The 22,783-nt window shown below is 38.5% G+C and carries 20 protein-coding genes; 7 read left to right on the forward strand and 13 right to left on the reverse strand.

Features of this window, described 5'->3' with window-relative positions; translation table 11 throughout:
- Nucleotides 1-85: 85 nt before the first annotated feature.
- Together rfbB and rfbA are read left to right on the forward strand one after the other, a co-directional pair.
- Complete coding sequence (gene rfbB, locus FV185_RS03535) at nt 86-1,153, forward strand: dTDP-glucose 4,6-dehydratase (RefSeq protein ID WP_067493586.1); 1,068 nt, start codon at nt 86-88, stop codon at nt 1,151-1,153.
- Complete coding sequence (gene rfbA, locus FV185_RS03540; protein WP_067493593.1) at nt 1,150-2,031, forward strand: glucose-1-phosphate thymidylyltransferase RfbA; 882 nt, start codon at nt 1,150-1,152, stop codon at nt 2,029-2,031. Before rfbB ends, rfbA begins: the two co-directional genes overlap by 4 nt.
- On the opposite strand, the gene FV185_RS03545 is transcribed toward rfbA, so the two are convergent.
- Nucleotides 2,028-2,729: a response regulator transcription factor gene (locus FV185_RS03545; RefSeq protein WP_067493595.1), complete on the reverse strand. Its 702-nt coding sequence runs from the start codon at nt 2,727-2,729 to the stop codon at nt 2,028-2,030. The genes rfbA and FV185_RS03545 overlap by 4 nt on opposite strands.
- A gap of 148 nt (nt 2,730-2,877) precedes the next feature.
- On the opposite strand from FV185_RS03545, the gene nadB reads away from it, so the two are divergent.
- Nucleotides 2,878-4,473 (forward strand): L-aspartate oxidase, encoded by a 1,596-nt coding sequence (gene nadB / locus FV185_RS03550; RefSeq protein WP_082787010.1) that lies wholly within the window; start codon nt 2,878-2,880, stop codon nt 4,471-4,473.
- On the opposite strand, the gene nadA is transcribed toward nadB, so the two are convergent.
- A complete protein-coding gene (nadA, locus tag FV185_RS03555) occupies nt 4,474-5,568 on the reverse strand; it encodes a quinolinate synthase NadA (RefSeq protein WP_067493597.1) in 1,095 nt (364 codons plus the stop codon).
- Nucleotides 5,569-6,420: a carboxylating nicotinate-nucleotide diphosphorylase gene (gene nadC / locus FV185_RS03560; RefSeq protein WP_067493599.1), complete on the reverse strand. Its 852-nt coding sequence runs from the start codon at nt 6,418-6,420 to the stop codon at nt 5,569-5,571.
- Nucleotides 6,421-6,543: 123 nt separating this feature from the next.
- Here nadC and panD point away from each other — a divergent pair, with 123 nt between their 5' ends.
- Nucleotides 6,544-6,924 carry an aspartate 1-decarboxylase gene (panD, locus tag FV185_RS03565; RefSeq protein WP_067493601.1) on the forward strand — a complete coding sequence of 127 codons (381 nt, stop codon included), beginning with the start codon at nt 6,544-6,546 and terminating at the stop codon, nt 6,922-6,924.
- A 27-nt stretch (nt 6,925-6,951) separates the two neighbouring features.
- Here panD and FV185_RS03570 read toward each other — a convergent pair whose 3' ends face one another.
- The 5 genes from FV185_RS03570 to FV185_RS03590 are packed head-to-tail and all read right to left on the reverse strand — an operon-like array spanning nt 6,952 to nt 13,354.
- Complete coding sequence (locus FV185_RS03570; RefSeq protein WP_067493603.1) at nt 6,952-7,887, reverse strand: electron transfer flavoprotein subunit alpha/FixB family protein; 936 nt, start codon at nt 7,885-7,887, stop codon at nt 6,952-6,954.
- 8 nt (nt 7,888-7,895) lie between these two features.
- Nucleotides 7,896-8,648, reverse strand: coding sequence for an electron transfer flavoprotein subunit beta/FixA family protein (locus FV185_RS03575; RefSeq protein ID WP_067493605.1), 753 nt, complete (start codon nt 8,646-8,648; stop codon nt 7,896-7,898).
- Between the two features lie 32 nt (nt 8,649-8,680).
- Complete coding sequence (locus FV185_RS03580) at nt 8,681-9,871, reverse strand: acetyl-CoA C-acyltransferase (protein ID WP_067493607.1); 1,191 nt, start codon at nt 9,869-9,871, stop codon at nt 8,681-8,683.
- 1 nt (nt 9,872) lies between these two features.
- Complete coding sequence (locus FV185_RS03585; protein WP_067493609.1) at nt 9,873-12,260, reverse strand: 3-hydroxyacyl-CoA dehydrogenase/enoyl-CoA hydratase family protein; 2,388 nt, start codon at nt 12,258-12,260, stop codon at nt 9,873-9,875.
- A gap of 17 nt (nt 12,261-12,277) precedes the next feature.
- Nucleotides 12,278-13,354 carry a tartrate dehydrogenase gene (locus tag FV185_RS03590; RefSeq protein WP_067493610.1) on the reverse strand — a complete coding sequence of 359 codons (1,077 nt, stop codon included), beginning with the start codon at nt 13,352-13,354 and terminating at the stop codon, nt 12,278-12,280.
- A gap of 133 nt (nt 13,355-13,487) precedes the next feature.
- Here FV185_RS03590 and adh point away from each other — a divergent pair, with 133 nt between their 5' ends.
- On the forward strand, nt 13,488-15,008 hold the full coding sequence (adh, locus tag FV185_RS03595; RefSeq protein WP_067493612.1) for an aldehyde dehydrogenase: 1,521 nt from the start codon (nt 13,488-13,490) through the stop codon (nt 15,006-15,008).
- Nucleotides 15,009-15,073: 65 nt separating this feature from the next.
- Entirely contained in the window at nt 15,074-15,445 is a 372-nt protein-coding gene (locus tag FV185_RS03600; RefSeq protein ID WP_067493614.1) for a DUF779 domain-containing protein, read from the forward strand.
- Nucleotides 15,446-15,487: 42 nt separating this feature from the next.
- Here the strand turns inward: FV185_RS03600 and FV185_RS03605 are convergent, their stop codons facing one another.
- Nucleotides 15,488-16,906, reverse strand: a complete 1,419-nt coding sequence (locus tag FV185_RS03605) for a dihydrolipoyl dehydrogenase (RefSeq protein WP_067493616.1) — start codon at nt 16,904-16,906, stop codon at nt 15,488-15,490.
- Between the two features lie 22 nt (nt 16,907-16,928).
- Nucleotides 16,929-17,678: a glutathione peroxidase gene (locus FV185_RS03610; protein WP_067493619.1), complete on the reverse strand. Its 750-nt coding sequence runs from the start codon at nt 17,676-17,678 to the stop codon at nt 16,929-16,931.
- A gap of 139 nt (nt 17,679-17,817) precedes the next feature.
- Between FV185_RS03610 and FV185_RS03615 the strand changes: the two genes are divergently transcribed.
- A complete protein-coding gene (locus FV185_RS03615) occupies nt 17,818-18,723 on the forward strand; it encodes a LysR substrate-binding domain-containing protein (RefSeq protein ID WP_067493620.1) in 906 nt (301 codons plus the stop codon).
- Here FV185_RS03615 and FV185_RS03620 read toward each other — a convergent pair.
- Genes FV185_RS03620 through FV185_RS03630 form a run of 3 tightly spaced genes read right to left on the reverse strand, consistent with a single transcriptional unit; the run spans nt 18,713 to nt 22,782 of the window.
- Nucleotides 18,713-20,293 carry a DHA2 family efflux MFS transporter permease subunit gene (locus tag FV185_RS03620; protein WP_067493622.1) on the reverse strand — a complete coding sequence of 527 codons (1,581 nt, stop codon included), beginning with the start codon at nt 20,291-20,293 and terminating at the stop codon, nt 18,713-18,715. The genes FV185_RS03615 and FV185_RS03620 overlap by 11 nt on opposite strands.
- On the reverse strand, nt 20,274-21,455 hold the full coding sequence (locus FV185_RS03625; protein WP_067493624.1) for an HlyD family secretion protein: 1,182 nt from the start codon (nt 21,453-21,455) through the stop codon (nt 20,274-20,276). Before FV185_RS03625 ends, FV185_RS03620 begins: the two co-directional genes overlap by 20 nt.
- The gene (locus FV185_RS03630) at nt 21,448-22,782 is read right to left on the reverse strand and encodes a TolC family protein (protein ID WP_067493626.1); all 1,335 of its coding nucleotides are present in this window, start codon (nt 22,780-22,782) and stop codon (nt 21,448-21,450) included. The genes FV185_RS03625 and FV185_RS03630 overlap by 8 nt, the downstream gene beginning before the upstream one ends.
- Nucleotide 22,783: the final 1 nt, after the last annotated feature.

Here is a 22,783-nt window from a genome sequence, read left to right on the forward strand (position 1 = left end):
AACTAATCCTACCTTTGCCGTTAACTTATTGTTCAGGATATACTTAGCTATTAGTTTTATACCTAATTATTGTGAGTAGTCCCTTATGATCTTTGTTACTGGTGGTGCTGGCTTTATTGGTTCGAATTTTATTCATCTTTGGCTCAAAGAGCATGAAGAACCTGTAATTAATTTAGATAAACTGACTTATGCGGGTAACCCGGATAATTTGTTAGCTATCAATCAACACCCTAATTACCATTTTGTACATGGTGACATGGGTGACAGACAGTTATTAGCTCAACTCTTTGCCAAATTCAAACCGCGTGCAATTATAAATTTTGCCGCTGAATCGCATGTTGATCGTTCTATACATGGTCCAGCTGATTTTATTCAAACCAATGTTGTAGCAACCTTTAATTTGCTTGAAGAGTCACGTCATTTTTTTGCGTATTTATCCGATAAGGAAAAAGAAGGTTTTCGTTTTTTACATGTTTCTACAGATGAAGTATTTGGCACCTTAGAACCTCATGATCCAGCTTTTTCAGAAACGACACCTTATGCTCCAAATAGTCCTTATTCTGCAAGTAAAGCGGCATCTGATCATTTAGTACGTGCTTGGCACCATACTTATGGTCTACCTATATTAACCACTAATTGCTCTAATAATTACGGCCCTTACCAGTTTCCTGAAAAATTAATTCCTTTAATGATTGCGCATGCACTACAAGGTAAACCTTTACCTATTTATGGCGATGGTAAAAATATTAGGGATTGGTTGTACGTTGAAGATCACTGCCGTGCCATCATGACAGTATTAGAAAAAGGTCGTATTGGTGAAACATATAATGTAGGTGGGTTAAATGAAAAAACCAACCTCGACATTGTTGAAATTATTTGCCATCAATTAGATAAACTAAAACCAGCAGCATCACCCTACTCCTCTTTGATTACATTTGTTAAAGATCGACCTGGTCATGATCGTCGTTATGCTATCAATGCTAATAAAATCATGCACGAATTACATTGGCACCCTAGAGAGTCTTTTGAGACAGGTATTGAAAAAACTATTAACTGGTACTTGGAGCATGAAGAATGGGTTGCGAATATTCTCAGTGGTCAATATCGTCATTGGCTTGAAAAAAACTATCAGGATAGAGTAAATAATATATGAGAAAAGGAATAATCTTAGCAGGTGGATCGGGGACGCGACTCTACCCTGTTACCCGTGCCATATCAAAGCAACTACTCCCAGTTTATGATAAACCGATGATTTATTATCCTTTATCCACTCTGATGATTGCAGGGATTACAGACATATTAATCATAAGTACTCCTCAAGATACACCGCGATTTAACGAGTTATTAGGCGATGGCAGTCAATGGGGTATTCATTTAAGTTATGCAGTTCAACCTTCTCCTGATGGATTGGCTCAGGCGTTTATTATTGGTAAATCTTTTTTAAACAATCACCCATCTGCACTCGTATTAGGTGACAATATTTTTTATGGGCACGACTTTTCTAAATTATTAGAAAACGCTAACCGTAGAGAAAGTGGCGCTTCGGTTTTCGCTTATGCTGTTTCAGATCCTGAACGCTATGGCGTAGCAGAATTTGATCGTTTTGGGAAAGTAATTGGTATTGAAGAAAAACCTCTACAGCCAAAATCGTCTTATGCAGTAACCGGGCTTTATTTTTATGATAATCAAGTCTGTGAACTTGCGGCAAACTTACAACCCTCACCACGCGGTGAATTAGAGATTACAGATTTGAATAAATTGTATCTTGAGCAACATGCACTTCATGTGGAATTAATGGGTCGAGGCTTCGCTTGGCTTGATACAGGAACCCATGAGTCACTATTAGAAGCTTCACAGTACATTCAAACAATAGAAAAAAGACAAGGATTAAAAATTGCCTGTCCTGAGGAAATTGCCTATCGCAGAGGATTGATTAGTGCAGAACAATTAGAAAAAATGGCCAATTCTATGAGTAAGAACGGCTATGGTCAGTACCTTCATCGCGTACTTAAAGAAACGTTATTTGGTTAAGTTAAGACTAATTGATACCCTACTCCTCTTAATGGTTTGATTGTTATTTGTTTTGAGTGTTGGCGTAATTTTTGTCGTAGGTGACTGATTAACATATCTACACCGCGATCTTGAGGTTGCCATTGTTTTTTTAATATATCTTCACTAATAAATTCTCTTCTTAATTTACCAAGATGGCTAGTCAAAAAATAATAGAGAACTTGGTTCTCATTATCTGTTAGGTGAATGTGTTCTTGTTTGAAGCATAATTCATGGTTTTTTTGATTATAGATAAACTCTCCAAATACGATTTTGTCATATTCAAATAGGAACTCTTTAGTACGTTTAATACTAGTAACGCAGCGATTGAGTCTTAAAACCAATTCATTGAGTGTAATTGATTTACTTAAGTAATCTCTTGCCCCCATTTCTAACCCATATATTCTGTCTTGATCACTGTCTTTTTCTGATAGAACAATGATGTATAAGTTAGGATATTGTTGAGTAATAAAATTAAGTATGTGTGACCCACAGTTATTGTTTAATTCAACATCAATTAAACACAAATCAATTTTTTCTGTTTTGAGGATTTTTTTACTACTCTGTAGGTCATAACTGGAGCTTACATGCCAACCAATATTTGTAAAAGTGGTATAAATTGATTTTTGCCAAACAACATCATCTTCAATAATAAGAAGGTGTGGTGAAAAAATATCCATATTTACGTTGTTTTATCTAGGTAACTTAACTTATCACATGCTAATTAATCGATGTATACATTTATATATTACATAAGACTTAATTCATGTGAATCGATTTAACATCTTGTGGTTAATGATTAATCCCCCTACACTAGGAATTTTGTAAATGACAAATGACAGTAAAGGCGCTATGTTGAAAAAGTTTGATGTGATTATTATCGGCAGTGGTTTAGCCGGTGCTACAGCCGCTTTAAAATTAGCCGATACCCATCGTGTGGCAGTGATTACTAAACGTGATTTAGAAGATGGAGCTAGTAGATGGGCCCAAGGCGGTATAGCTGCTGTAATGGGAGATGGAGACAGTTTTGAATCTCACGTTAAAGATACATTAGAAGCTGGTGCGGGATTGTGTGATATTGAAGCCACCACGTTTATTGTTGAACATGCTCCTGAAGCGATTAACTGGTTAACTCACCAAGGTGTCCCTTTTACCGAACAGCAAGGTCAATTACATCTTACCCGAGAGGGCGGACACAGTCATAGACGCATAGTTCATGCGGCCGATGCCACTGGCGCAGCTGTTCAAAACCAACTCTATCCACAATTAAAAGACCATCCAAACATTACTTTGTTTGATCACCATATGCTTGTTGATTTGATTACTTCACGTAAATTAAAGTTGGGGGGGCAACGCTGTCTCGGAATTTATGCTTATAATGAATTAACTGGAGAGGTTGAAACATTTGCCGCAGCTCACACAATCTTGGCCACAGGCGGTGCTGGTAAAGTTTATCTCTATACCACCAATCCTGATACCTCAACTGGAGATGGTATAGCAGCGGGTTGGCGCGCAGGGTGTCGCGTTGCAAACATGGAATTTATACAATTTCATCCCACTTGTTTATATCATCCACATGCTAAATCTTTTTTGATCTCAGAGGCGGTTCGCGGTGAAGGTGGTTTGTTACTTTTACCAAACGGTGATCGTTTTATGCCAAATCATGATTCACGTGCTGAATTAGCTCCACGTGATATCGTAGCAAGGGCCATTGATTTTGAAATGAAAAAACATGGTCTTGATTGTGTCTATTTAGATATTACACATAAGGGGCATGATTTTATAGTTAAACACTTCCCTACAATTTATGAGCGTTGTTTGTCTTTAGGCATTGATATGGCTAAAGAACCTATTCCAGTCGTTCCTGCTGCCCATTACACCTGTGGTGGATTAATGACTGATTTATCTGGTCGTACCGACCTTGAAAATTTATATGCAGTAGGTGAAACTGCTTATACAGGTTTACATGGTGCGAATCGTTTAGCCAGCAATTCTCTCTTAGAGTGTGTAGTCATCGCTACAGCTACTAGTCAATATATTGAATCTCATCCTGGTAGTATTGTCGAAGAGTTACCTGTTTGGGATGCGAGCCAGGTGACTGATGCTGATGAGGAAGTTGTTATTTCTCATAACTGGGATGAACTACGTCGTTTTATGTGGGATTACGTTGGTATTGTAAGAACAGATAAACGATTAGAAAGAGCGCAGCATCGATTGGATTTATTACATGAAGAAATTAAAGAGTTTTATGCTAATTTTCATGTTACTCGTGATTTACTTGAGTTAAGAAATTTAGTTCAAGTATCGGGATTAATTGTGCGCTCAGCACAGTTACGTCGGGAAAGTCGCGGATTACATTTTAGTCGCGACTATCCCGGGTTACTTCCCAAAGCAATGCCAACTATTTTGACCCCTCACTTATAGTTATGCGGCTCCAATGCCAGGAATAATTCCTGGTGTTGGAGTGTTTTGTCGAGAAGTAAAACTTAACATACGTTCAATTGGAATTTGTGCCTTATATAAATAAGATTCATCAACTTGAATCTCTCCACTACGTGTCATAAGACATTGATAAAGATTATCTAAGCCATTCATGGCCATCCAAGGGCAATGAGCACAGCTTTTACAGGTAGCACTCGACCCTGATGTTGGCGCTTCTATGAAAATCTTATCAGGGTTTTGTAGACGTAATTGATGCATCATGCCGTTGTCAGTTGCAACAATAAACTCTTTTGCTGGTAGCTCTCTTGCAGCTTTGAGAATAGCAGAAGTTGATCCCACAACATCTGCAAGAGCAATAACCGCAGCTGGTGATTCAGGATGAACTAATATTTTTGCTTGAGGAAGTTCTTTTTTAAGTTGCTCCAACTCAAACGCTTTAAATTCATCATGAACTATACATGAACCTTGCCATAGAACCATATCGGCACCAGTTTGTTCTTTTATATAATTCCCTAAATGTTTGTCTGGTGCCCAGAATATTGATTTACCAAGGTCACGTAGATGCTTAACAATATCTACAGCACAACTTGATGTTACTACCCAGTCAGAATGCGCTTTAACAGCAGCACTTGTATTGGCATAAACAACCTTTACATGATCTGGATAATGGGCTGTCGTATTGATAAAGTCGTTTAATGAACAACCTAAATCCAACGAGCAGTTTGCTTCAAGATCAGGCATCAAAATGGTTTTATTAGGCGATAGAATTTTAGCCGTTTCCCCCATAAATTTAACGCCAGCAACAATTAATGTTGATGCGGAGCTATTTTTCCCGAAACGTGCCATTTCTAAGGAATCTGCCACTATCCCGCCAGTTTCAATTGCTAAATCCTGTAAATCAGGATGAACATAATAGTGAGAGACAAGTAAGGCATTTTCTTCTTTTAGTTTTTTCTTAATAGAATCCTTAAGCCATAGTCGACGCCCTTGATCAGGCTCTTCTAACACTCTAGCCCAAGCTTGCTCTGTACTAATCCGTATCGGATTGTGGTAATCAACTTTTATTTGCTTGTCCATTTATTTGAATCTCATAGAAAAATCAATAGCTTTAATATCTTTGGTTAACGTACCAATAGAAATTCTTTGAACACCTGTTGCCGCATAGGTTCTCACATTTTCAATGGTGACTCCGCCGGAAATTTCTAGCGTTGCTTGACCTTGAGCTAGTGTTACTGCATCGGTGATTGTATCAATAGACATGTTATCAAGTAGAATCATTTTCACCCCTGCACTTAAGGCCTCTTTAAGTTCATTAAGTGTTTCTACTTCTACTTCAATCCATTGATCAGCCTGTACGAGTTGTTTGGCTTTTGCAAAAGCCGCAGTAATTGATCCAGCAGCTGATATATGATTTTCTTTAATTAAAAACGCATCATATAAGCCGATACGATGATTAACTCCTCCCCCTACTCTCACTGCATATTTTTGTGCCAATCGTAGTCCTGGTATAGTTTTTCTGGTGTCTACAATAGAGCATGAGTAACCTTTTATGGCATCTACATATTGATGAGTTTTAGTGGCTACAGCAGAGAGTGTTTGTAGATAATTTAGTGCGGTTCTTTCGGCGGTAAGTAATGCTCTTGCTTTGCCAGTAATAGTCACAATAGATTGGTTAGGATTAACTTGCTCCCCTTCTTTAACGAGCCAATGTAGGTTGCAACTTGGGTCAATGTGTTTAAATACAGCGTTAACCCACTCTTGACCACAAATAATCGCTTTTTCTCGTGTAATAATTTCCGCTTTTGATTCTTGTAATGAATCAATGAGAGTCGCAGTTATATCACCATTACGTATGTCTTCGTTTAAAGCCAATAGTATATGTTGTGACAATTCCTCTCGTTCTGTATCGTTCAAAGTAATCTCTATCATGATTATTTTAGAAGCAGTCTTATATTAAATAGACTATTCTACTCCTCAATATTACTTGTTGCGACGCAAAATGGGTTTGGTAGTATAATTTACCTATGCATTAAATTTACTTGGAGATAACGCATGCAGCGAACTATGCTAAAAGCAAAATTACATCGTGTAACAGTCACTCATTCTGAGCTGGGTTATGAGGGATCATGTGCAATCGATGAGGATTTATTGGACGCAGCGGATATTCGAGAATATCAACAAATTGATATTTATAATGTAAACAATGGTGATCGATTTACAACCTATGCTATTAGAGGTCAGCGTGGATCAGGAATGATTTCAGTAAATGGAGCGGCAGCAAGGAAGGCGCAAGTGGGTGACATTCTCATTATCGCTACTTATGCACAATACGACGAAGCTGAAATTGATAATCATGAGCCTGCACTAGTCTATGTTGATGAAAAAAATACGATTAAACGTAAAGGGGCAAAAATACCCCTTCAATCTGTCTAAAAAAAGCGCCCAATGCTGGGCGTTTTTTTAGAGCTTACTAGTTAATTCTGGCACCACTTCGTTCAAATCCCCAACTAAACTATAGTCAGCTATAGAAAAAATAGCAGCATCAGGATCTTTGTTAATAGCAACAATACATTTTGAATTTTTCATACCAGCTAAATGCTGTATTGCTCCTGAAATACCTACTGCAATATAGAGTTGTGGCGCTATAATTTTTCCTGTTTGCCCTACCTGGTAATCATTAGGTGCATACCCTAGATCTACAGCGGCCCTTGACGCACCTAAAGCGGCGCTTAGTTTATCAGCTAGGGGTTCTAAAAGTTGATGAAAATTCTCCTCACTACCTAGCCCTCTCCCGCCTGATACTACAATTTTTGCATTATCAAGATTAGGACGTGTTGATTCATGTAACTGTAATGCAACACGTTGGCTTAGTTGAGGTAGAGGTGGTAGCGTTAAATGAGTGATCTCAGCGTGATTATCTTCATTACCCACAACGGCATCAAAAGCACTAATACGTACTGTTAGAGGAATGATTGCCTCAGTGACTTCAATATCAGCAATTAAACTTCCTGCGTATATAGGGCGGCTAAAATGAGTAGCATCATCAATAGCAATGACATCTGAGATTTGGGTCATATCTAATCGTGCTGCAACTCTTGGTAAAAAGTTTTTTCCAAAAGCGCTGGCAGGGGCTAGGATATGAGAATAATTAGAAGCAATTGATAAAATGATTTCTGTAATTTTTTCGGGCGACTCGTCTTCAAGTACTGGATCTTCTGCGACAATGATCTTTTTTATATTGGGTAGTTGTTTTGCTTGCGCTAAAGCATTACTTATTTGGTTACCAATAAGTAACAAGTGATTATCTCCTTGTAACTTATTAGCCGCTGTAATCAGTTGTCTAACTGAGCTTTTAAGACTATTTTTTTCTAATTCTGCAACAATTAAATTTGTCATGTTATTCCTTAACCTATTACTTTTGCGTCATTTTTTAGTTTATCAATGAGCGTATCGACACTATCAACTTTAATACCTGCCGGACGTGGATCAGGTTCTCTTACTTTAAGAACTCGTATTTTTGGTGATATATTAATTTCAAGTGATTGAGCACTGATAGACTCTAGTGGTTTTTTCTTAGCCTTCATAATATTGGGTAAGGTAGCAAAACGTGGTTCATTTAGTCTTAAATCTGTAGTCACTACAGATGGAAGAGTTACCTGCACAGTTTCTAGTCCACCATCAATTTCTCTAGTTACATGAAGATGATCCTGTTTTACTTCAATATTAGATGCAAACGTTGCTTGTGACCACCCTAGTAATGCTGCCAACATTTGTCCTGTTTGATTAGAATCATCGTCAATTGCTTGTTTGCCACAAATAACGAGATTAGGTTGCTCTTTGTTAATAAGTTTAGTTAAACATTTGGCTACAGCTAAGGGTTCTAAATCTTGCTCAGTTTCAATTAAAATGGCACGATCAGCTCCGAGGGCAAGAGCGGTTCTTAGCGTATCTTGAGAACTTACTTGACCACAGCTTACAGCGATGACTTCTGTGGCGATATTCTTTTCTTTTAAGCGAACAGCCTCTTCCAGTGCAATTTCATCAAATGGATTCATGGCCATTTTTAAACCACTGAGTTCGACACCGGAACCATCTGATTTTGCTCTTGGTTTAATGTTGTAATCTAATACGCGTTTAACAGGAACAAGAATTTTCATACCTTTCAATCTCTATAAAAATAATACAAAGTTTATACTCTTTCAAATAAAGCAGCGATTCCCTGCCCCATGCCAACACAAAGCGTTACCAATCCATAGCGTCCCTTAATCCTTCTTAATCCGTGGATAAGAGATGTTGCTCTTATTGCTCCTGTAGCACCAAGTGGATGACCCAATGCAATGGCGCTTCCTTGCGGATTGAGTTTATCAGCATCAAATTGACAGGTTTTTTGGACTGCTAATACTTGTGCTGCAAAAGCTTCATTCAGCTCAATCCAATCTAATTCATTACGATTAATGCCATGACGGTGCAATAGTGGTGGTACAGCTTCCACAGGTCCAATACCCATAATATGAGGAGGGACTCCTGTTGTGTGAAAGCCAATAATACGCGCTAAAGGGGTGAGGTTATGCTCTTGTAAAGCTGTTTCATTGGCAAGTAATAACATTGCTGCCCCATCAGATAGCGGGCTACTGTTTCCAGCAGTAACGCTCCCCTTTACATCGAATACTGGTTTAAGGCGAGATAAACTTTCTAAAGTTGAATCAGCACGTGGGCATTCATCTTTTGTTACGGTCAGATTATCATTGCTCAAAGTTAAATTGACTAAATCTAATTGTTGTTGTCGTACAGACAGCGGAATGATTTCTTCTTCAAAGTAACCTAACTGTTGAGCATTAACTGCTCTGTGATGCGATGTAAGAGCATATTGGTCTTGTTCATCTCGAGAAATTTGCCACTGTTTAGCCAAGTTCTCTGCGGTTTGCCCCATTCCTAAAGCCAATGTTCTCCCTGTTGGATCAAGTAAAAAGTCTGGATTTAAGGTTGAGCGGAATCCTCCCATTGGTACACGACTCATTGACTCAACCCCCCCTGCTAAAATCATTTTAGCGCTACCAACTGCAATTTTTTGATAGGCTAATTCTATGGCGCTTAATCCTGAAGCACAAAATCGGTTGAGTGTCATCCCAGCAACTGAAGTTGGTAGATCACTCATTAATGAGACAATCCGTGCAAGATTTAATCCCTGCTCTCCCTCAGGCATAGCGCAACCTAAGATGAGGTCATTGATGGTAGAGTAATCAAAATGCGGTAGACTATTTAATAACCCTTTTGTTACTTGTGAAATAATATCGTCTGCACGAATAGAACTCAATTGTCCTTTAGGTGCTCGACCCACAGCAGAACGTTTGGCTGCGACTACAAATACATCGTTTTTCATATTAGTTTTTTAGTGGTTTTCCAGTTTCTAGGATGGCTTTGATACGGTCTCTGGTTTTTTCATAACCCATTAGACTAACAAAGTGTTCTCTTTCTAATTTTAGACACCAGTCTTCATTTATAGCGCTTCCAGTATCGACCTCTCCGCCACACATGACTTGAGCTACCGCTTCACCAATAATGGCATCGTGTTCACTCATCAGCCCTGCTTGTTGCCATTGAATAATTAATTGTCTCAATACAGCTAATCCATCTTTACCCATTGCAGGAAAGGTGGATTTTATAGGTGGGCGGTAACAGCTATTCGCCATGGCTTGAGCATTTTCTATAGCCACAAAAAGTAACTCTTTTACATTTGGTACTAAGATATCTCCACTCTGACAATACCCCATCTGCCATGCTTCACGTGCACTATTAGTTACCTGAGAAAACATAACTTGTTTGTAGAATTGTTGTAAAAGTGGTAGTGATTCTCTTGCATTTCCTAGTTGTTGTGCTTTTTCCCCACATAGTCTGGCCAGGGTGGTCAAGCCACCTGCACCTGGTAATAATCCTACTTTTACCTCAACCAGTCCCACATTGGTCTCAAAATGAACTACTCGCCTATCAACATGTAAGAATGTTTCACAGCCACCGCCGAGCGCGTAACCAGCCACAGCTGCAACAGTTGGAATCGTGCTATAGCGAAGATGTTGCATGGTTCGTTGAAAGATTTTTTCTTCTCTCATTAATCCATCAGTACCCTGTGATGAAAAGACGTCAAGAAAACCTTTTAGATCCCCACCTGCTGAAAAAGGTGTTTCTGGAGCCCAAATAACCATCCCAGAAAAATTATCTTCAGCCTCAGTCACTGCTCTATCTAATGACTCTAATGCCCCTGTGTTAAAGGTATGCATTTTGGTTTTTAGTGTGGCGATGAGAATATTATTATCAATAGTCCACGCTCTCAGTTCATCAGTTTCAAATACAGTAGTACCTAATTGAATGGATTTATTTATATTTGATGACACTTTTTCAGGGAAATATTGACGTTGATAAACAGGTAACTGGCTATAAGGTACATAACGATTTTGATGGGCACTCCATGATTCATTCTCTTTATGCACGCCTTCTCTACCATCAAATACCCAATCAGGTAATGGCTCATTTGATAGAGCAGTACCCAAATCAATATCCTCTTTTATGAGTTGTGCTATTGTTTGCCAACCTGCTTGTTGCCATATCTCAAAAGGACCCTCTTTCCATCCAAAACCCCAGCGTAAAGCAAAGTCGATATCTCGTGCAGTATCAGCAATATCTTTTAAATGAATAGCACAATAATGGAATATATCCCTATAAATTGCCCAAATAAATTGAGCTTGAGGATCATCACTGTGTTTAGCCGCATGTAATCGCTCAACCCAAGTGAGTTGTAATATCTTTTGAACAGTATCATTGGCTTTATCGCCACTTGCTACATAATTCATTGTATTAGGATCAAGCTTAAGAATAGCTTTTCCGTCTTTTTTATAAAATCCTTCACCTGATTTTGCGCCAAACGCTCCTTTAGTAATAAGTTTTTCAACTAAATCAGGCGTAGCATAGTGCCTATGAAAGGAATCATTTGGTAAATAATCTTGTAACGTTTTAACAACATGCATAAGTGTATCAAGACCAACTACATCAGCTGTCCGATAGGTGGCAGAACTCGCACGACCAATTTTTTTACCAGTAATATCATCAACAATATCAATGGCAAGGTTATATTTTTTTGCTTCAATTAAGGTAAATAACATATTAGCCACACCAACTCTATTGGCTATAAAGTTAGGTGTGTCCTTTGCGCGAACCACTGATTTACCTAAGTAGGTAGTGATAAATGTCTCGAGTTCATCTAGCAAAGTACTATCTGTTGTATCGGTAGCGATTAATTCAACCAAATCCATATAGCGAGGTGGATTAAAAAAGTGAATACCACAGAAACGAGCACGTCTTTCAATGGGTAATTGATCAGCTAGTGTTGTTAGTGATAATCCTGAAGTATTGGATGCAAGGACAGCATGTTGCGCTAAATGTGGCACAACAGTTTTATATAAACTAATTTTCCATTCTAATTTTTCACCAATTGCTTCAATGACCAAATCACAGTCTGCGAGATAGTGAGCATGATCCTCATAATTCAATGGCGTAATAAATTGTGTAACTGTGTTATCTCCTAAAGGAGTTGGTTTGATTTTCTTTAGATGCTCTATTGCTTTAATCGTAATGTCATTTTTATTATTGGATGTATTACTTGCCAGATCAAATAAATATACCGGAATATTGAGGTTGCAACACTGTGCAGCAATTTGCGCCCCCATTACTCCAGCGCCTAACACAGCCACTCGTTTAATTACTAGATTTTTAGACATAGTTTTCCTGAAGAGTTTTATTCTATTGCATCAACGATTGCTTGCCCCATTTGATGGGTTGTGGCATTACCGCCTAAATCTGGTGTTTTGGGACCACTTAGCAAAACCTTTTCAATTGCACGCATAATAGAGTCGTGTGCATTTTTATAACGTTGCTCAGAGCCTAAAAAGTCTAGCATAAGCGCACCTGACCAAATCATGGCAACAGGATTTGCTATACCCAGTCCAAATATATCAGGAGCTGATCCGTGAACGGGTTCAAATAAAGACGGAAATTGTCGCTCAGGATTTAGGCTTGCAGATGGAGCAATACCAATTGTACCTGTGCAGGCGGGACCAAGATCGGACAGAATATCTCCAAAGAGGTTTGATGCAACCACTACATTAAAGCGCTCAGGACTTAGCACAAAGCGTGCTGTCAAAATATCTATGTGATATTTATCCCACTTAATATCAGGATAATGTTTAGCTATTTCCTCTACACGTTGATCCCAATAAGGCATGCTGATTGATATACCATTGGATTTAGTTGCTGAGGTTAGATGTTTTTTGGGAGTACGTTGCGCGAGTTCAAAGGCGAATTTCAACACTCTATCCACACCATGTCTTGAAAAGACGGACTCTTGAACAACAACCTCCCTGTCTGTATTGGGGAACATAATGCCACCAATGGATGAATATTCGCCCTCAGTATTTTCTCTAACTACCCAAAAATCGATATCTCCGGGTTTTTTCCCTGCTAAGGGTGATGTAATCCCTGGCATAAGCCTTACTGGGCGTAAATTAATATACTGATCAAATTCACGACGAAATTGGATTAATGAGCCCCATAAAGAAACATGGTCTGGTACAACAGCAGGCCATCCTACAGCACCAAAATAAATTGCCTCAACTGTTTCTAGTTCACTCTTCCAATGATCAGGCATCATCTTGCCATGTTTAGAATAGTACTCTTGGCAGGCCCAATCAAAAGGTGTAAATTTTATATTTATTTGATGGAGTTTGGCTGCTTTTGAAACGGCATTTAATCCCTCAGGCATGACCTCTTGGCCAATACCGTCGCCAGGAATGACTGCAATGTGATGTTCTTTCATACAATTGAGCAATAAATTGACATAATCTATTAGTTTAACTCAATGTATGATGGAAAATAAGTATAAAAAAGAATAAATAAATAATTATAAGGTATTAAAAACACAGACTATTTTTTACCACAAGGAGGAAAGCATGTCTCAAATAACAATAAACGGCATCACAGTTGATAATCCCTTTAAAGCTCGTTACGAAAACTTTATTGGTGGCCAATGGGTTTCACCTGTAGATGGTCAATATTTTTCAAATATTACTCCCATTACTAACCAGCATTTATGTGATATCCCTCGATCTAATAGTAAAGATATTGAGCTGGCTTTGGATGCAGCACATAAGGCAAAAGATGCTTGGGGTAAGACATCGACCACTGATCGAGCAAATATATTATTAAAAATTGCTGATCGAATTGAGCAAAATCTAAAAACAATAGCCACTGCGGAAACTTTGGATAACGGTAAGCCGATACGTGAGACTATGGCAGCAGATATCCCTCTTACTATTGACCACTTTCGCTATTTTGCGAGTTGTGTAAGAAGTGAAGAAGGTGGGATTTCTGAAATAGATCACGAGACATACGCCTATCACTTTAAAGAGCCATTAGGTGTTGTTGGCCAAATCATCCCATGGAACTTCCCAATTCTTATGGCTGCTTGGAAGTTAGCACCGGCACTGGCAGCTGGGAATTGCGTGGTCATTAAACCTGCAGAGCAAACTCCTGCATCAATACTAGTAGTAATGGAATTAATCGCTGATTTATTACCACCAGGTGTACTCAATATTGTAAATGGATATGGTTTAGAGGCAGGAAAACCTTTGGCCTCTAACCCACGTATTGCAAAAATCGCCTTCACTGGTGAAACCACTACGGGTCGACTCATTATGCAATATGCATCACAAAATCTTATTCCTGTTACTTTAGAGTTAGGAGGCAAAAGCCCTAATGTGTTTTTTGCCGATATTATGGACAAAGACGATGCCTTTTTTGATAAATGCTTAGAAGGTTTCGCCATGTTCGCTTTAAATCAAGGCGAAGTCTGTACATGCCCTTCTCGTGCTTTAATACAGGAATCTATTTATGATAAATTTATTGAGCGCACTGTAAAACGTGTGGCTGCTATCAAAATGGGTAATCCATTAGACCCCTCTACAATGATCGGTGCACAAGCATCCAGTGAACAGCTTGAGAAAATCTTATCCTACATTTCATTAGGAAAAACGGAAGGCGCTCAATGTCTAATCGGTGGTGAACAACAACACCATGAGGGAGATTTATCATCGGGTTTTTATGTGAAGCCCACTGTCTTTAAGGGACATAATAAAATGCGTCTATTCCAGGAAGAAATCTTTGGTCCTGTTTTGTCTGTGACTACATTTAAAGATGAAGCTGAGGCATTGCAGATTGCGAATGACACATTATACGGCTTAGGGGCTGGTGTATGGAGTCGTGATGGTAATACCGCCTTTAGAATGGGTCGTGCAATCAAGGCTGGTCGAGTATGGACTAATTGTTATCATTTATACCCAGCACATGCCGCTTTTGGTGGTTATAAGCAGTCTGGAATTGGCCGAGAAAACCATAAAATGATGTTGGATCATTACCAACAAACCAAAAACCTCTTGGTTTCCTATTCACCAAATGCGTTAGGCTTTTTCTAATTTAATCCTTAAAAAGGAGCGTTCTCTTACGCTCCTTTCTTATTCCTTTAGAGAAAGGTGTAAAGATGAGTGATGTATCAAGAGTATCTGCTACTGAGGCAGCTTTATCTGTGATTGAAGAGTTGAAAAAAGTACACGGTAATGAATTGCTATTTCATCAATCTGGTGGATGTTGTGATGGTAGTGCTCCTATGATTTTTCCACAAAGTGAATTTTTAGTGGGTGACTCAGATATAAAATTAGGTGAAATTGGTGGTATTCCTTTTTACATGCATCGAAGTCAATTTGAATATTGGCAACATACTCACTTAATTATTGATGCAATTAAGGGTAATGGTGGTATGTTTTCCCTAGAAAGACCAACTGGTATGAGGTTTATTACTCGTTCTCGATTGTATAGTGATGCTGAACTTGAAGCGTTATCAACGCTTTCCTAACCCCTCCTCTTGAAACTCACCACAAGAGGAGGATTATTAAAGTTAAGCTGCAATTTGCGAATGTGATAGGGTATTAATTTTCTCTTGGGCGTCACGTAATGCAGTGCGTAAACCTTCCTCAATGACTGGATGATAAAAAGGTAAAGCCAATATTTCATTAACACTCAAATTCAATTGATGTACCCAGGATAAGAGGTGAGCTAAGTGCTCAGCATCAGGTCCAATCATTTCAGCACCCAATAATCTACCAGTTAACTTATCGGCATACACGCGCAAAATTCCTTTGTTTTTTAGCATTACCCTACTGCGACCCTGATTGCCAAAATTAACTTCACCAATAACTATCTGGTCCCTTTTGATATCAGCGAAGCGTTGTCCAATTATTGCAATTTGTGGATCTGAAAATACCACACCAATTGCGCTACGACGCAATTTTTTTTCAATATTGGGATACGATATAGCATTCTCTCCAGCAATTTTTCCTTCATCAGCAGCTTCATGCAAAAGTGGAACGTTATGATTAGCATCCCCTGCAATAAAAATATGACTATTACCGCATTGCATGGTGTGACGGTCAAAAAGAGGTACTCCTCGTTGATCAAGTTCTATATTAAGTGCTGGTAAATTAAGTTGACTGACATTAGGTGTTCTACCTGTGGCGGCAACCACATAATCAACTGTAATTATTTTTTGTTGAGTATTGTCTGATGTAGTGAAATAAATGTGTACTTTATCAGCATGTCGTACAACCTTTATATCTTGTGCATCTGGTATATAGTTCATTTCGTCTTTAAAAATAGTAAGCGCTTCATTTTTAACGACTGGATCACTAATCGGTCCAATATGATTGTCGCGTCCAAAAAGAGAGACATTTACATTTAAACGGTGTAAAGCCTGACCTAATTCCAAACCGATAACACCAGGACCAAACACAGCCACTGACCGGGGTAAATCTTGCCATGAAAAAATATCATCATTAACAATGACGCGCTCACCCAGTTCTTGTAAAAAAGGTGGAATTACAGGTGACGAACCCGTTGCAATAATTGCTTTGTTAAACGTAATCTCTGTGTGATCGTCAACCATTAATTGATGAGGATGGATAAAGCGAGCGTAACCTACAATTTTATCTTCCTTCGGGATTGCGTCGACTCCTTCTAATACAAACCCTACAAATCGATCACGTTCAGTTGTTACCCTTGCCATCACTTTTTTCCCATTTACAGTGGTAGGTACGTTGATTTCGATACCAAATTGAGAAAAACGACTCTGTGTATGATGCGCTTCAGCTGCGGCGATTAACAGCTTGCTTGGCATACACCCTACTCTCGCGCAGGTAGTACCATATGACCCGCCTTCAATCAATATGGCCTCTTGGTTTGCTGATTTAATAGCACGATAGGCAGCAAGACCTGCCGTTCCTGCACCAATAATAACGTTATCAGTAGTGATTTTTCTCATGATTTACTCCAGTAGTATTAACTTATTGAGCGTGACTAGGATTTGATTTAACCCAATTTTCTAATTCATCCGCACCGCCAATATGTAACCCATTTATAAATACTTGAGGGACTGTACCTCGCTGAGTAATAGCACCGATGGTTTTTGATCGTATTGCAACTGGTAACACTATTTCCGCGTAGTTATATCCTTGTTCTTTTAAGATCGCCTTTGCTTTAATGCAATGTGGACACCCTTCACGAGTTAATATAGCGACTTGATCAGGTTTTTTAGCTTGTGGATTTATGTAGTTCAACATGGTATCAGCATCTGACACTTCAAAAGGATCCCCTTCTTTATCGGGTTCTATAAATTGTTTTACCACCACACCGTTTTTTACTAACATCGAGTAACGCCATGATCGCATTCCAAATCCAATGGTACTTTTATCTACTAACATATTCATTGCAGACGTGAATGTCCCATTTCCGTCAGGAATCATAGTAATATGTTCTGCTTCTTGATCTTTTGCCCACTCATTCATAACAAAAGTGTCATTAACAGAAATACAGACAATTTCATCTACCCCTTCCTTAAAAAATGCGCTAGCCAATTCGTTATAACGAGGTAAATGGGTGGAAGAGCAAGTAGGGGTAAAGGCGCCTGGTAAAGAAAATACAACCACTGTGCGATGGTTAAAAATTTCATCTGATTGAATTTGTTTCCACTCATTGCCAACACGTATTGGAAAGGTGACTGAGGGTACTTTTTTTCCTTCATGGGATACAAACATAATAATCTCCTAGTTAGTTAACAAGTTATTCAGTAGGTGTTGTGTTTACTTTACTCATGGATGTAAAATAAATCTAATTGATTGTTCCTATTTTTCTGATAGTTAAAATTTATCAGCCATAAATTCAGGTTTAAAACTAATGAATATCAATGAGTTACGATTTTCTGTGGCAGTTGCTCAAGAAAGAAACTTTAGAAAAGCAGCAGAAAAATGTTTTGTCAGTCAACCTGCCCTGTCCACTGCCATTCAGAAATTAGAAGAAGAGTTGGGAGTAAAGCTATTTGAAAGAAGTAAAAGTCAGGTCACGTTAACAGCGATTGGGATAACGATTATTGCCCAAGCAGTAACAATACTTGAGGAAATTGATAAATTAAAGCTATTATCTAAACAATCCCAAGACCCTTTAGTTGGTCAGGTAAAACTTGGCGTTATATATACAATTGGTCCTTATCTAATACCTGATTTAATTAGTCCCTTACATCAGTTAGCTCCTCTAATGCCAATTAGTGTTGAGGAAAACACTACAGACAAAATGGCCGATTGGTTAAAGCAAGGCAGTATTGATGTTGCCATTGTTGCTCTGCCCTTTGATATGCCAGGAATTGACACAATCCCTTTATATCAAGAAACATTTGATGTAATTGTGCCTAAAAACCATCCATGGGCACAACGTACTCATATTGATCCTGTAGAACTAGCGCAAGAAAAAGTACTTTTATTATCCTCAATACACTGCTTTAGCGCTAAAATCCTCAAATTATGTCCAGATTTAACTGGCCATGGTGCGCATATCCAGCAAGGTAACAGTCTTGAAACCATCAGAAATATGGTTGCCTCAGGATTAGGAATTAGTGTTTTACCAAGCTCAGCAAATCGTGAACTCTATCAGACTGACTTAATACGAATTGTACAATTTAATGCTCCCGTACCGAATCGTGAGGTAGGTTTGGCTTTTAGAAAGGGTTATCCAAGAGAGGCCGTGTTGGAAGTGATAAAACAAGCTGTTAAACAATTAACACTACCTGGAATTAGTTTTACTTCTTAGAGTGGTCTCTTTTTCTTAATAAAAAAACCGCAGGTATCATTAACATAAACAGTATTGCCAAGCGTTTAAAGTTATCTAAAAAAGCCAATAACTGCGCTTGTTGGTAGGCTAAATTAAATACAATCGCATTTGCAGTTTGGTTTAAATTAAAAGACATTAACCCATATTGTTGAATGAGTGATTGTAAATGAGTAACTTGTGATTCATACAAATGATGATAAGGATCAAGGTGCCCTACGAGATAATTTAAATGTACTTGACTGCCTTCAGTCAGCCAAGTTTGAACTAAGGCTATCCCAAAACTTCCTCCCAGATTTCTTGATAAATTAATCATAGCTGAAGCACTACTGCTCTTAACAAGAGGGATTTCTGCAAATGCGGCGGTGTTTATTGGTACAAATAAAAAACCCAAGCCAATTCCCTGAACGATTCTCAGCAGAGCCATGGTAGCGTAATCTGTTTGCATATCTAAGCGAGAAAACATGACTAATGAAAATATATTTAATACCAAACCAATTAAAATGAGTTTTCTAACATCAGTTTTGTTTATCAAATAGCCAATAAGTGGCATGAATAATAATACGGCAAAACCACCTGGCGACAATAACATCCCCGCATCAGTGGCTGAATAGCCCATTAATATTTGCACAAAAAGAGGTAGCAATAATGTACTGGAAAACAATACAAATCCCAGCATAAAAATCAAAATATTACTGATTAAAAAGTTTCTTTCCATAAGTAACGTAAAATCCATCATTGGATTTTTTTGGCGTAATTCCCAAAAGGGCAAAATGAGCAAGGTTACAACTGAAATTGACGTTAATAAAATAATGAAGTTTGATCCGAACCAATCATCTTGCTCACCTTTATCTAAGACAATTTGAAGACAACCAAAACCAAGCGCCATTAAAACAAAGCCAATTGAATCAATCTTAAATGTACTTGCTAATAATGCTTTTCGTCTTTCATTAAAATGTGGCGGATCGTGAACCCATAGTTGAGTAAGATAAAAGGAAATAATGCCAATGGGTACATTAATTAAAAAGATCCAACGCCATGTAAAGGTGTCGGTAATCCAACCTCCCACCGTGGGTCCTATAGCAGGAGCCATAACTGTTGTGATCCCGTAAACTGCAAAAGCCATTCCACGTTGATGAGGTGGGAAAGTATCAGATAAGATGGCCTGTGATGAAGGCTGTAGTCCACCGCCACCAATACCTTGTAGAGTTCTAAAAAATATGAGTGCAAATAAGTTTGGCGCAATTCCACATAACAGTGAACTGACGGTAAATAAAGCAACACAAATTAAATAAAATCGTCTTCTACCCATTAGATTAGATAACCAACCACTCATAGGAAGAATAATGGCATTTGATACAAGATAAGAAGTTAGGATCCAGGTAGATTCATCCTGTCCTGCTGCAAGATCTCCAGCAATATGTCTTAACGACACATTAGCAATAGAAATATCAAGTACCTCCATGAATGTAGTGAGAGCAACTGTTACTGCCACTAACCAGGGATTAATGGTATTGGATTGGTTGCTATCTTTAGAGACGAGTGTTGTCATCGAGATATACGGTAGGCGTCACAGACATACCAGGAGCGAGATGACTCAAGGAATTAATAGGCTCGTCGAAAACAATTTTTACTGGTACACGTTGTACTATTTTGACGTAGTTTCCAGTGGCATTCTCTGGTGGTAAAAGACTAAATCGTGATCCAGTACCATTTTGAATACTATCAATATGACCATGAAATTCATGAGATGGAAAGGCATCAACTTTAATGAGTACTTTCTCACCTGGATGCATTTTGGTCAGTTGTGTTTCTTTGAAATTAGCGATTACCCACGGTGCATCATACACAATTCCCAGTAAGGCGGTGCCTGGTGCAACCAATTGGCCAATCGATAAATTTTTCCTGACAATATGCCCAGAAACTGGAGCAATTAACTTGGTATAAGATAGATTAAGCTCTGCTGCTTTTAAATTAGCTTGCGCCTCTTCAACAGTCGCCTGCCCTCCTTTAGCCTGATCTTTCTTGACTGCCACTTGTTTTGGTGCAGTTTGAGCTTCGTTTAATTTAGCCAAAGCCACTTCAACAGCGGCTTTAGCTGATAGATAAGCTCTTTTTTGCGCCTCAAGATTCGCAGAAGCGGCAATTTTATTTGCGGTTACTTGATCTAGACGTTGTCGTGAAATCTCATCTTTATCAAAAAGTGCTTGATAACGGATTAAATCAGCCGCAGCCAGTTTTGACTGAGCTTCAGCAGCAGTAACAAGAGATTGAGCCTGTTGTGCAAGGGCTTTTGCCGAGAGATAGTTATTTTTTGCTTGGCTAATAATAGCTGCAGTTGTCTCTTCAGTTAGTGTTACATCATGAACTGATGCACCGTGGCGAGCGATAGCGGCATCCAAATTTGCTTTGGCTTGATCAACTTGTACTTGAAAGTCTCGGGGATCAATTTCTGCTAACAGATCACCTTGTTTTACCCATTGATTATCATTTACTTTGACTTGTAAAACATAACCGTTAATATGGGGTGAGATCTGTACAACATTAGCTTCAATAAAGGCATCATCAGTAGATTCACGATTGTGGTTATATATCCAAGCGATAAACAAAATAATAAAAATAGACAACGATAGTATTAGAACAAGCCGTTTAAATTGTGCTTGTTTAAATAAAGGAATGGCAGTTGTCTTATCACTATTAGTTGAATCACTCATGTTTGATGATTCCTTTATTATTATCCGAATATTTAATTTTACCGCGCGCGAGATCAAAATTTATCCAGGCAATATGTTGACTGGCTATAGCGTTATTAAACTGCGTTCTAGCTTGAGCTAGGGTGGTTTGAGCATCGACTACTTCTAAATTATCTGCTACCCCATTTTTATATCGATCACTGGCTTGATTCATTAGTGTTGTCGCTAACTCAAGATTTTTTTGGGCATGGTGTACCTCGTCAATAGTGGTTTGTAATGCGTTGAAAGACACTCTGACATCCTCATCAACTTGTGCTTTGGTATCAACCAATTGTAATTTCGCTTGATGTAGTTGACTAAAAGCGATGTTTTCTTCAGCTTGGGTTGCGCCACCATTCCATAAGGGCATTGATAAATAAACGCCAATACTATAAACATGGTAATCATTAATGACAGGCGTTACCCCCGAAGGTCCAATCGCACCTTGAACGCCAATAGAGGGAAGATAGGCATCTTTTCTTGCCTGTAATGAACTAGCACGGGCGCTTATTAATGCCTCATTAGCTAATATTTCTGGTCTTGATACCTCAGCATCGTTAATAGCACGCTCAAGGCCAGGGATAGGAATAGTCGTAACTGATAAGGTATCAGTTAAGTTTAAGTTAGTCTCTAATGCAATTCCCAAAGCTCGTTTAAGTTTAGTTTGGCTGTCATCGACGAGGGATTGTGACGCTCTTAAATTATATTGATATTGTGTGGTCTGTGTTTGAGCACGTACTACATCAACACCTGTACTAATACCTTGTCTTTTCTGATCGCGTGTTAACTGTTCTAATTCTTGAGCTAAATGTAAATTGGCTTGGGCTGTTTTTAATTCTTCTTTAGCTCTTAATAAATTAATGTATGCAAAGGCCGCATTTGCCGCTATCTGTTGAAAGGTAGCTTCAGCTTTAAGTTCTGTTTGTTTGGTAAACCATTGAGACGCCTTAAGATCATTCCACAATGATAAATCAAATATTTTTTGTGATAACTCCACACTACTTGCAAAACTATTAAAAGGGCCAATTAACACTGGAAAGCCTGGTAGGCTAAATCCTTGGGCTCTTAAGTTAACATTTTGTCTTAGTTGATATGCTGACAAAGACAAATTAGGCAATAGACTAGAACGTTGTAATTGTTGATTGGCGAGTGATTCATCAATCATGGCCTGTGCAATCTGACTTTGTGAATGATTTTCTACAGCCATTTGCATTGCTTGTGACAAATTGATATTCAGAATTTCGTTAGCTGAAACTGTATGGTTCCATAATAAAAGAGCCATAAATATGAGAATAAAGCGATTAGGCATA

It is taken from the genome of Ferrovum sp. PN-J185, from assembly GCF_001581925.1.
GTDB lineage: Bacteria > Pseudomonadota > Gammaproteobacteria > Burkholderiales > Ferrovaceae > PN-J185.

Excerpts from the sequence above, each read along its gene's own strand:
- FV185_RS03580 (WP_067493607.1), bottom strand. The coding sequence starts at position 9,871 with ATGAAAAACGATGTATTTGTAGTCGCAGCCAAACGTTCTGCTGTGGGT.
- FV185_RS03615 (WP_067493620.1), top strand. The coding sequence starts at position 17,818 with ATGAATATCAATGAGTTACGATTTTCTGTGGCAGTTGCTCAAGAAAGA.
- FV185_RS03625 (WP_067493624.1), bottom strand. The coding sequence starts at position 21,455 with ATGAGTGATTCAACTAATAGTGATAAGACAACTGCCATTCCTTTATTT.
- nadC (WP_067493599.1), bottom strand. The coding sequence starts at position 6,420 with ATGATAGAGATTACTTTGAACGATACAGAACGAGAGGAATTGTCACAA.
- FV185_RS03600 (WP_067493614.1), top strand. The coding sequence starts at position 15,074 with ATGAGTGATGTATCAAGAGTATCTGCTACTGAGGCAGCTTTATCTGTG.
- FV185_RS03545 (WP_067493595.1), bottom strand. The coding sequence starts at position 2,729 with ATGGATATTTTTTCACCACACCTTCTTATTATTGAAGATGATGTTGTT.
- FV185_RS03575 (WP_067493605.1), bottom strand. The coding sequence starts at position 8,648 with ATGAAAATTCTTGTTCCTGTTAAACGCGTATTAGATTACAACATTAAA.
- adh (WP_067493612.1), top strand. The coding sequence starts at position 13,488 with ATGTCTCAAATAACAATAAACGGCATCACAGTTGATAATCCCTTTAAA.
- FV185_RS03590 (WP_067493610.1), bottom strand. The coding sequence starts at position 13,354 with ATGAAAGAACATCACATTGCAGTCATTCCTGGCGACGGTATTGGCCAA.
- nadA (WP_067493597.1), bottom strand. The coding sequence starts at position 5,568 with ATGGACAAGCAAATAAAAGTTGATTACCACAATCCGATACGGATTAGT.
- rfbA (WP_067493593.1), top strand. The coding sequence starts at position 1,150 with ATGAGAAAAGGAATAATCTTAGCAGGTGGATCGGGGACGCGACTCTAC.
- FV185_RS03585 (WP_067493609.1), bottom strand. The coding sequence starts at position 12,260 with ATGTCTAAAAATCTAGTAATTAAACGAGTGGCTGTGTTAGGCGCTGGA.
- rfbB (WP_067493586.1), top strand. The coding sequence starts at position 86 with ATGATCTTTGTTACTGGTGGTGCTGGCTTTATTGGTTCGAATTTTATT.
- FV185_RS03610 (WP_067493619.1), bottom strand. The coding sequence starts at position 17,678 with ATGTTTGTATCCCATGAAGGAAAAAAAGTACCCTCAGTCACCTTTCCA.
- nadB (WP_082787010.1), top strand. The coding sequence starts at position 2,878 with ATGACAAATGACAGTAAAGGCGCTATGTTGAAAAAGTTTGATGTGATT.
- FV185_RS03630 (WP_067493626.1), bottom strand. The coding sequence starts at position 22,782 with ATGCCTAATCGCTTTATTCTCATATTTATGGCTCTTTTATTATGGAAC.
- FV185_RS03620 (WP_067493622.1), bottom strand. The coding sequence starts at position 20,293 with ATGACAACACTCGTCTCTAAAGATAGCAACCAATCCAATACCATTAAT.
- FV185_RS03605 (WP_067493616.1), bottom strand. The coding sequence starts at position 16,906 with ATGAGAAAAATCACTACTGATAACGTTATTATTGGTGCAGGAACGGCA.
- panD (WP_067493601.1), top strand. The coding sequence starts at position 6,544 with ATGCAGCGAACTATGCTAAAAGCAAAATTACATCGTGTAACAGTCACT.
- FV185_RS03570 (WP_067493603.1), bottom strand. The coding sequence starts at position 7,887 with ATGACAAATTTAATTGTTGCAGAATTAGAAAAAAATAGTCTTAAAAGC.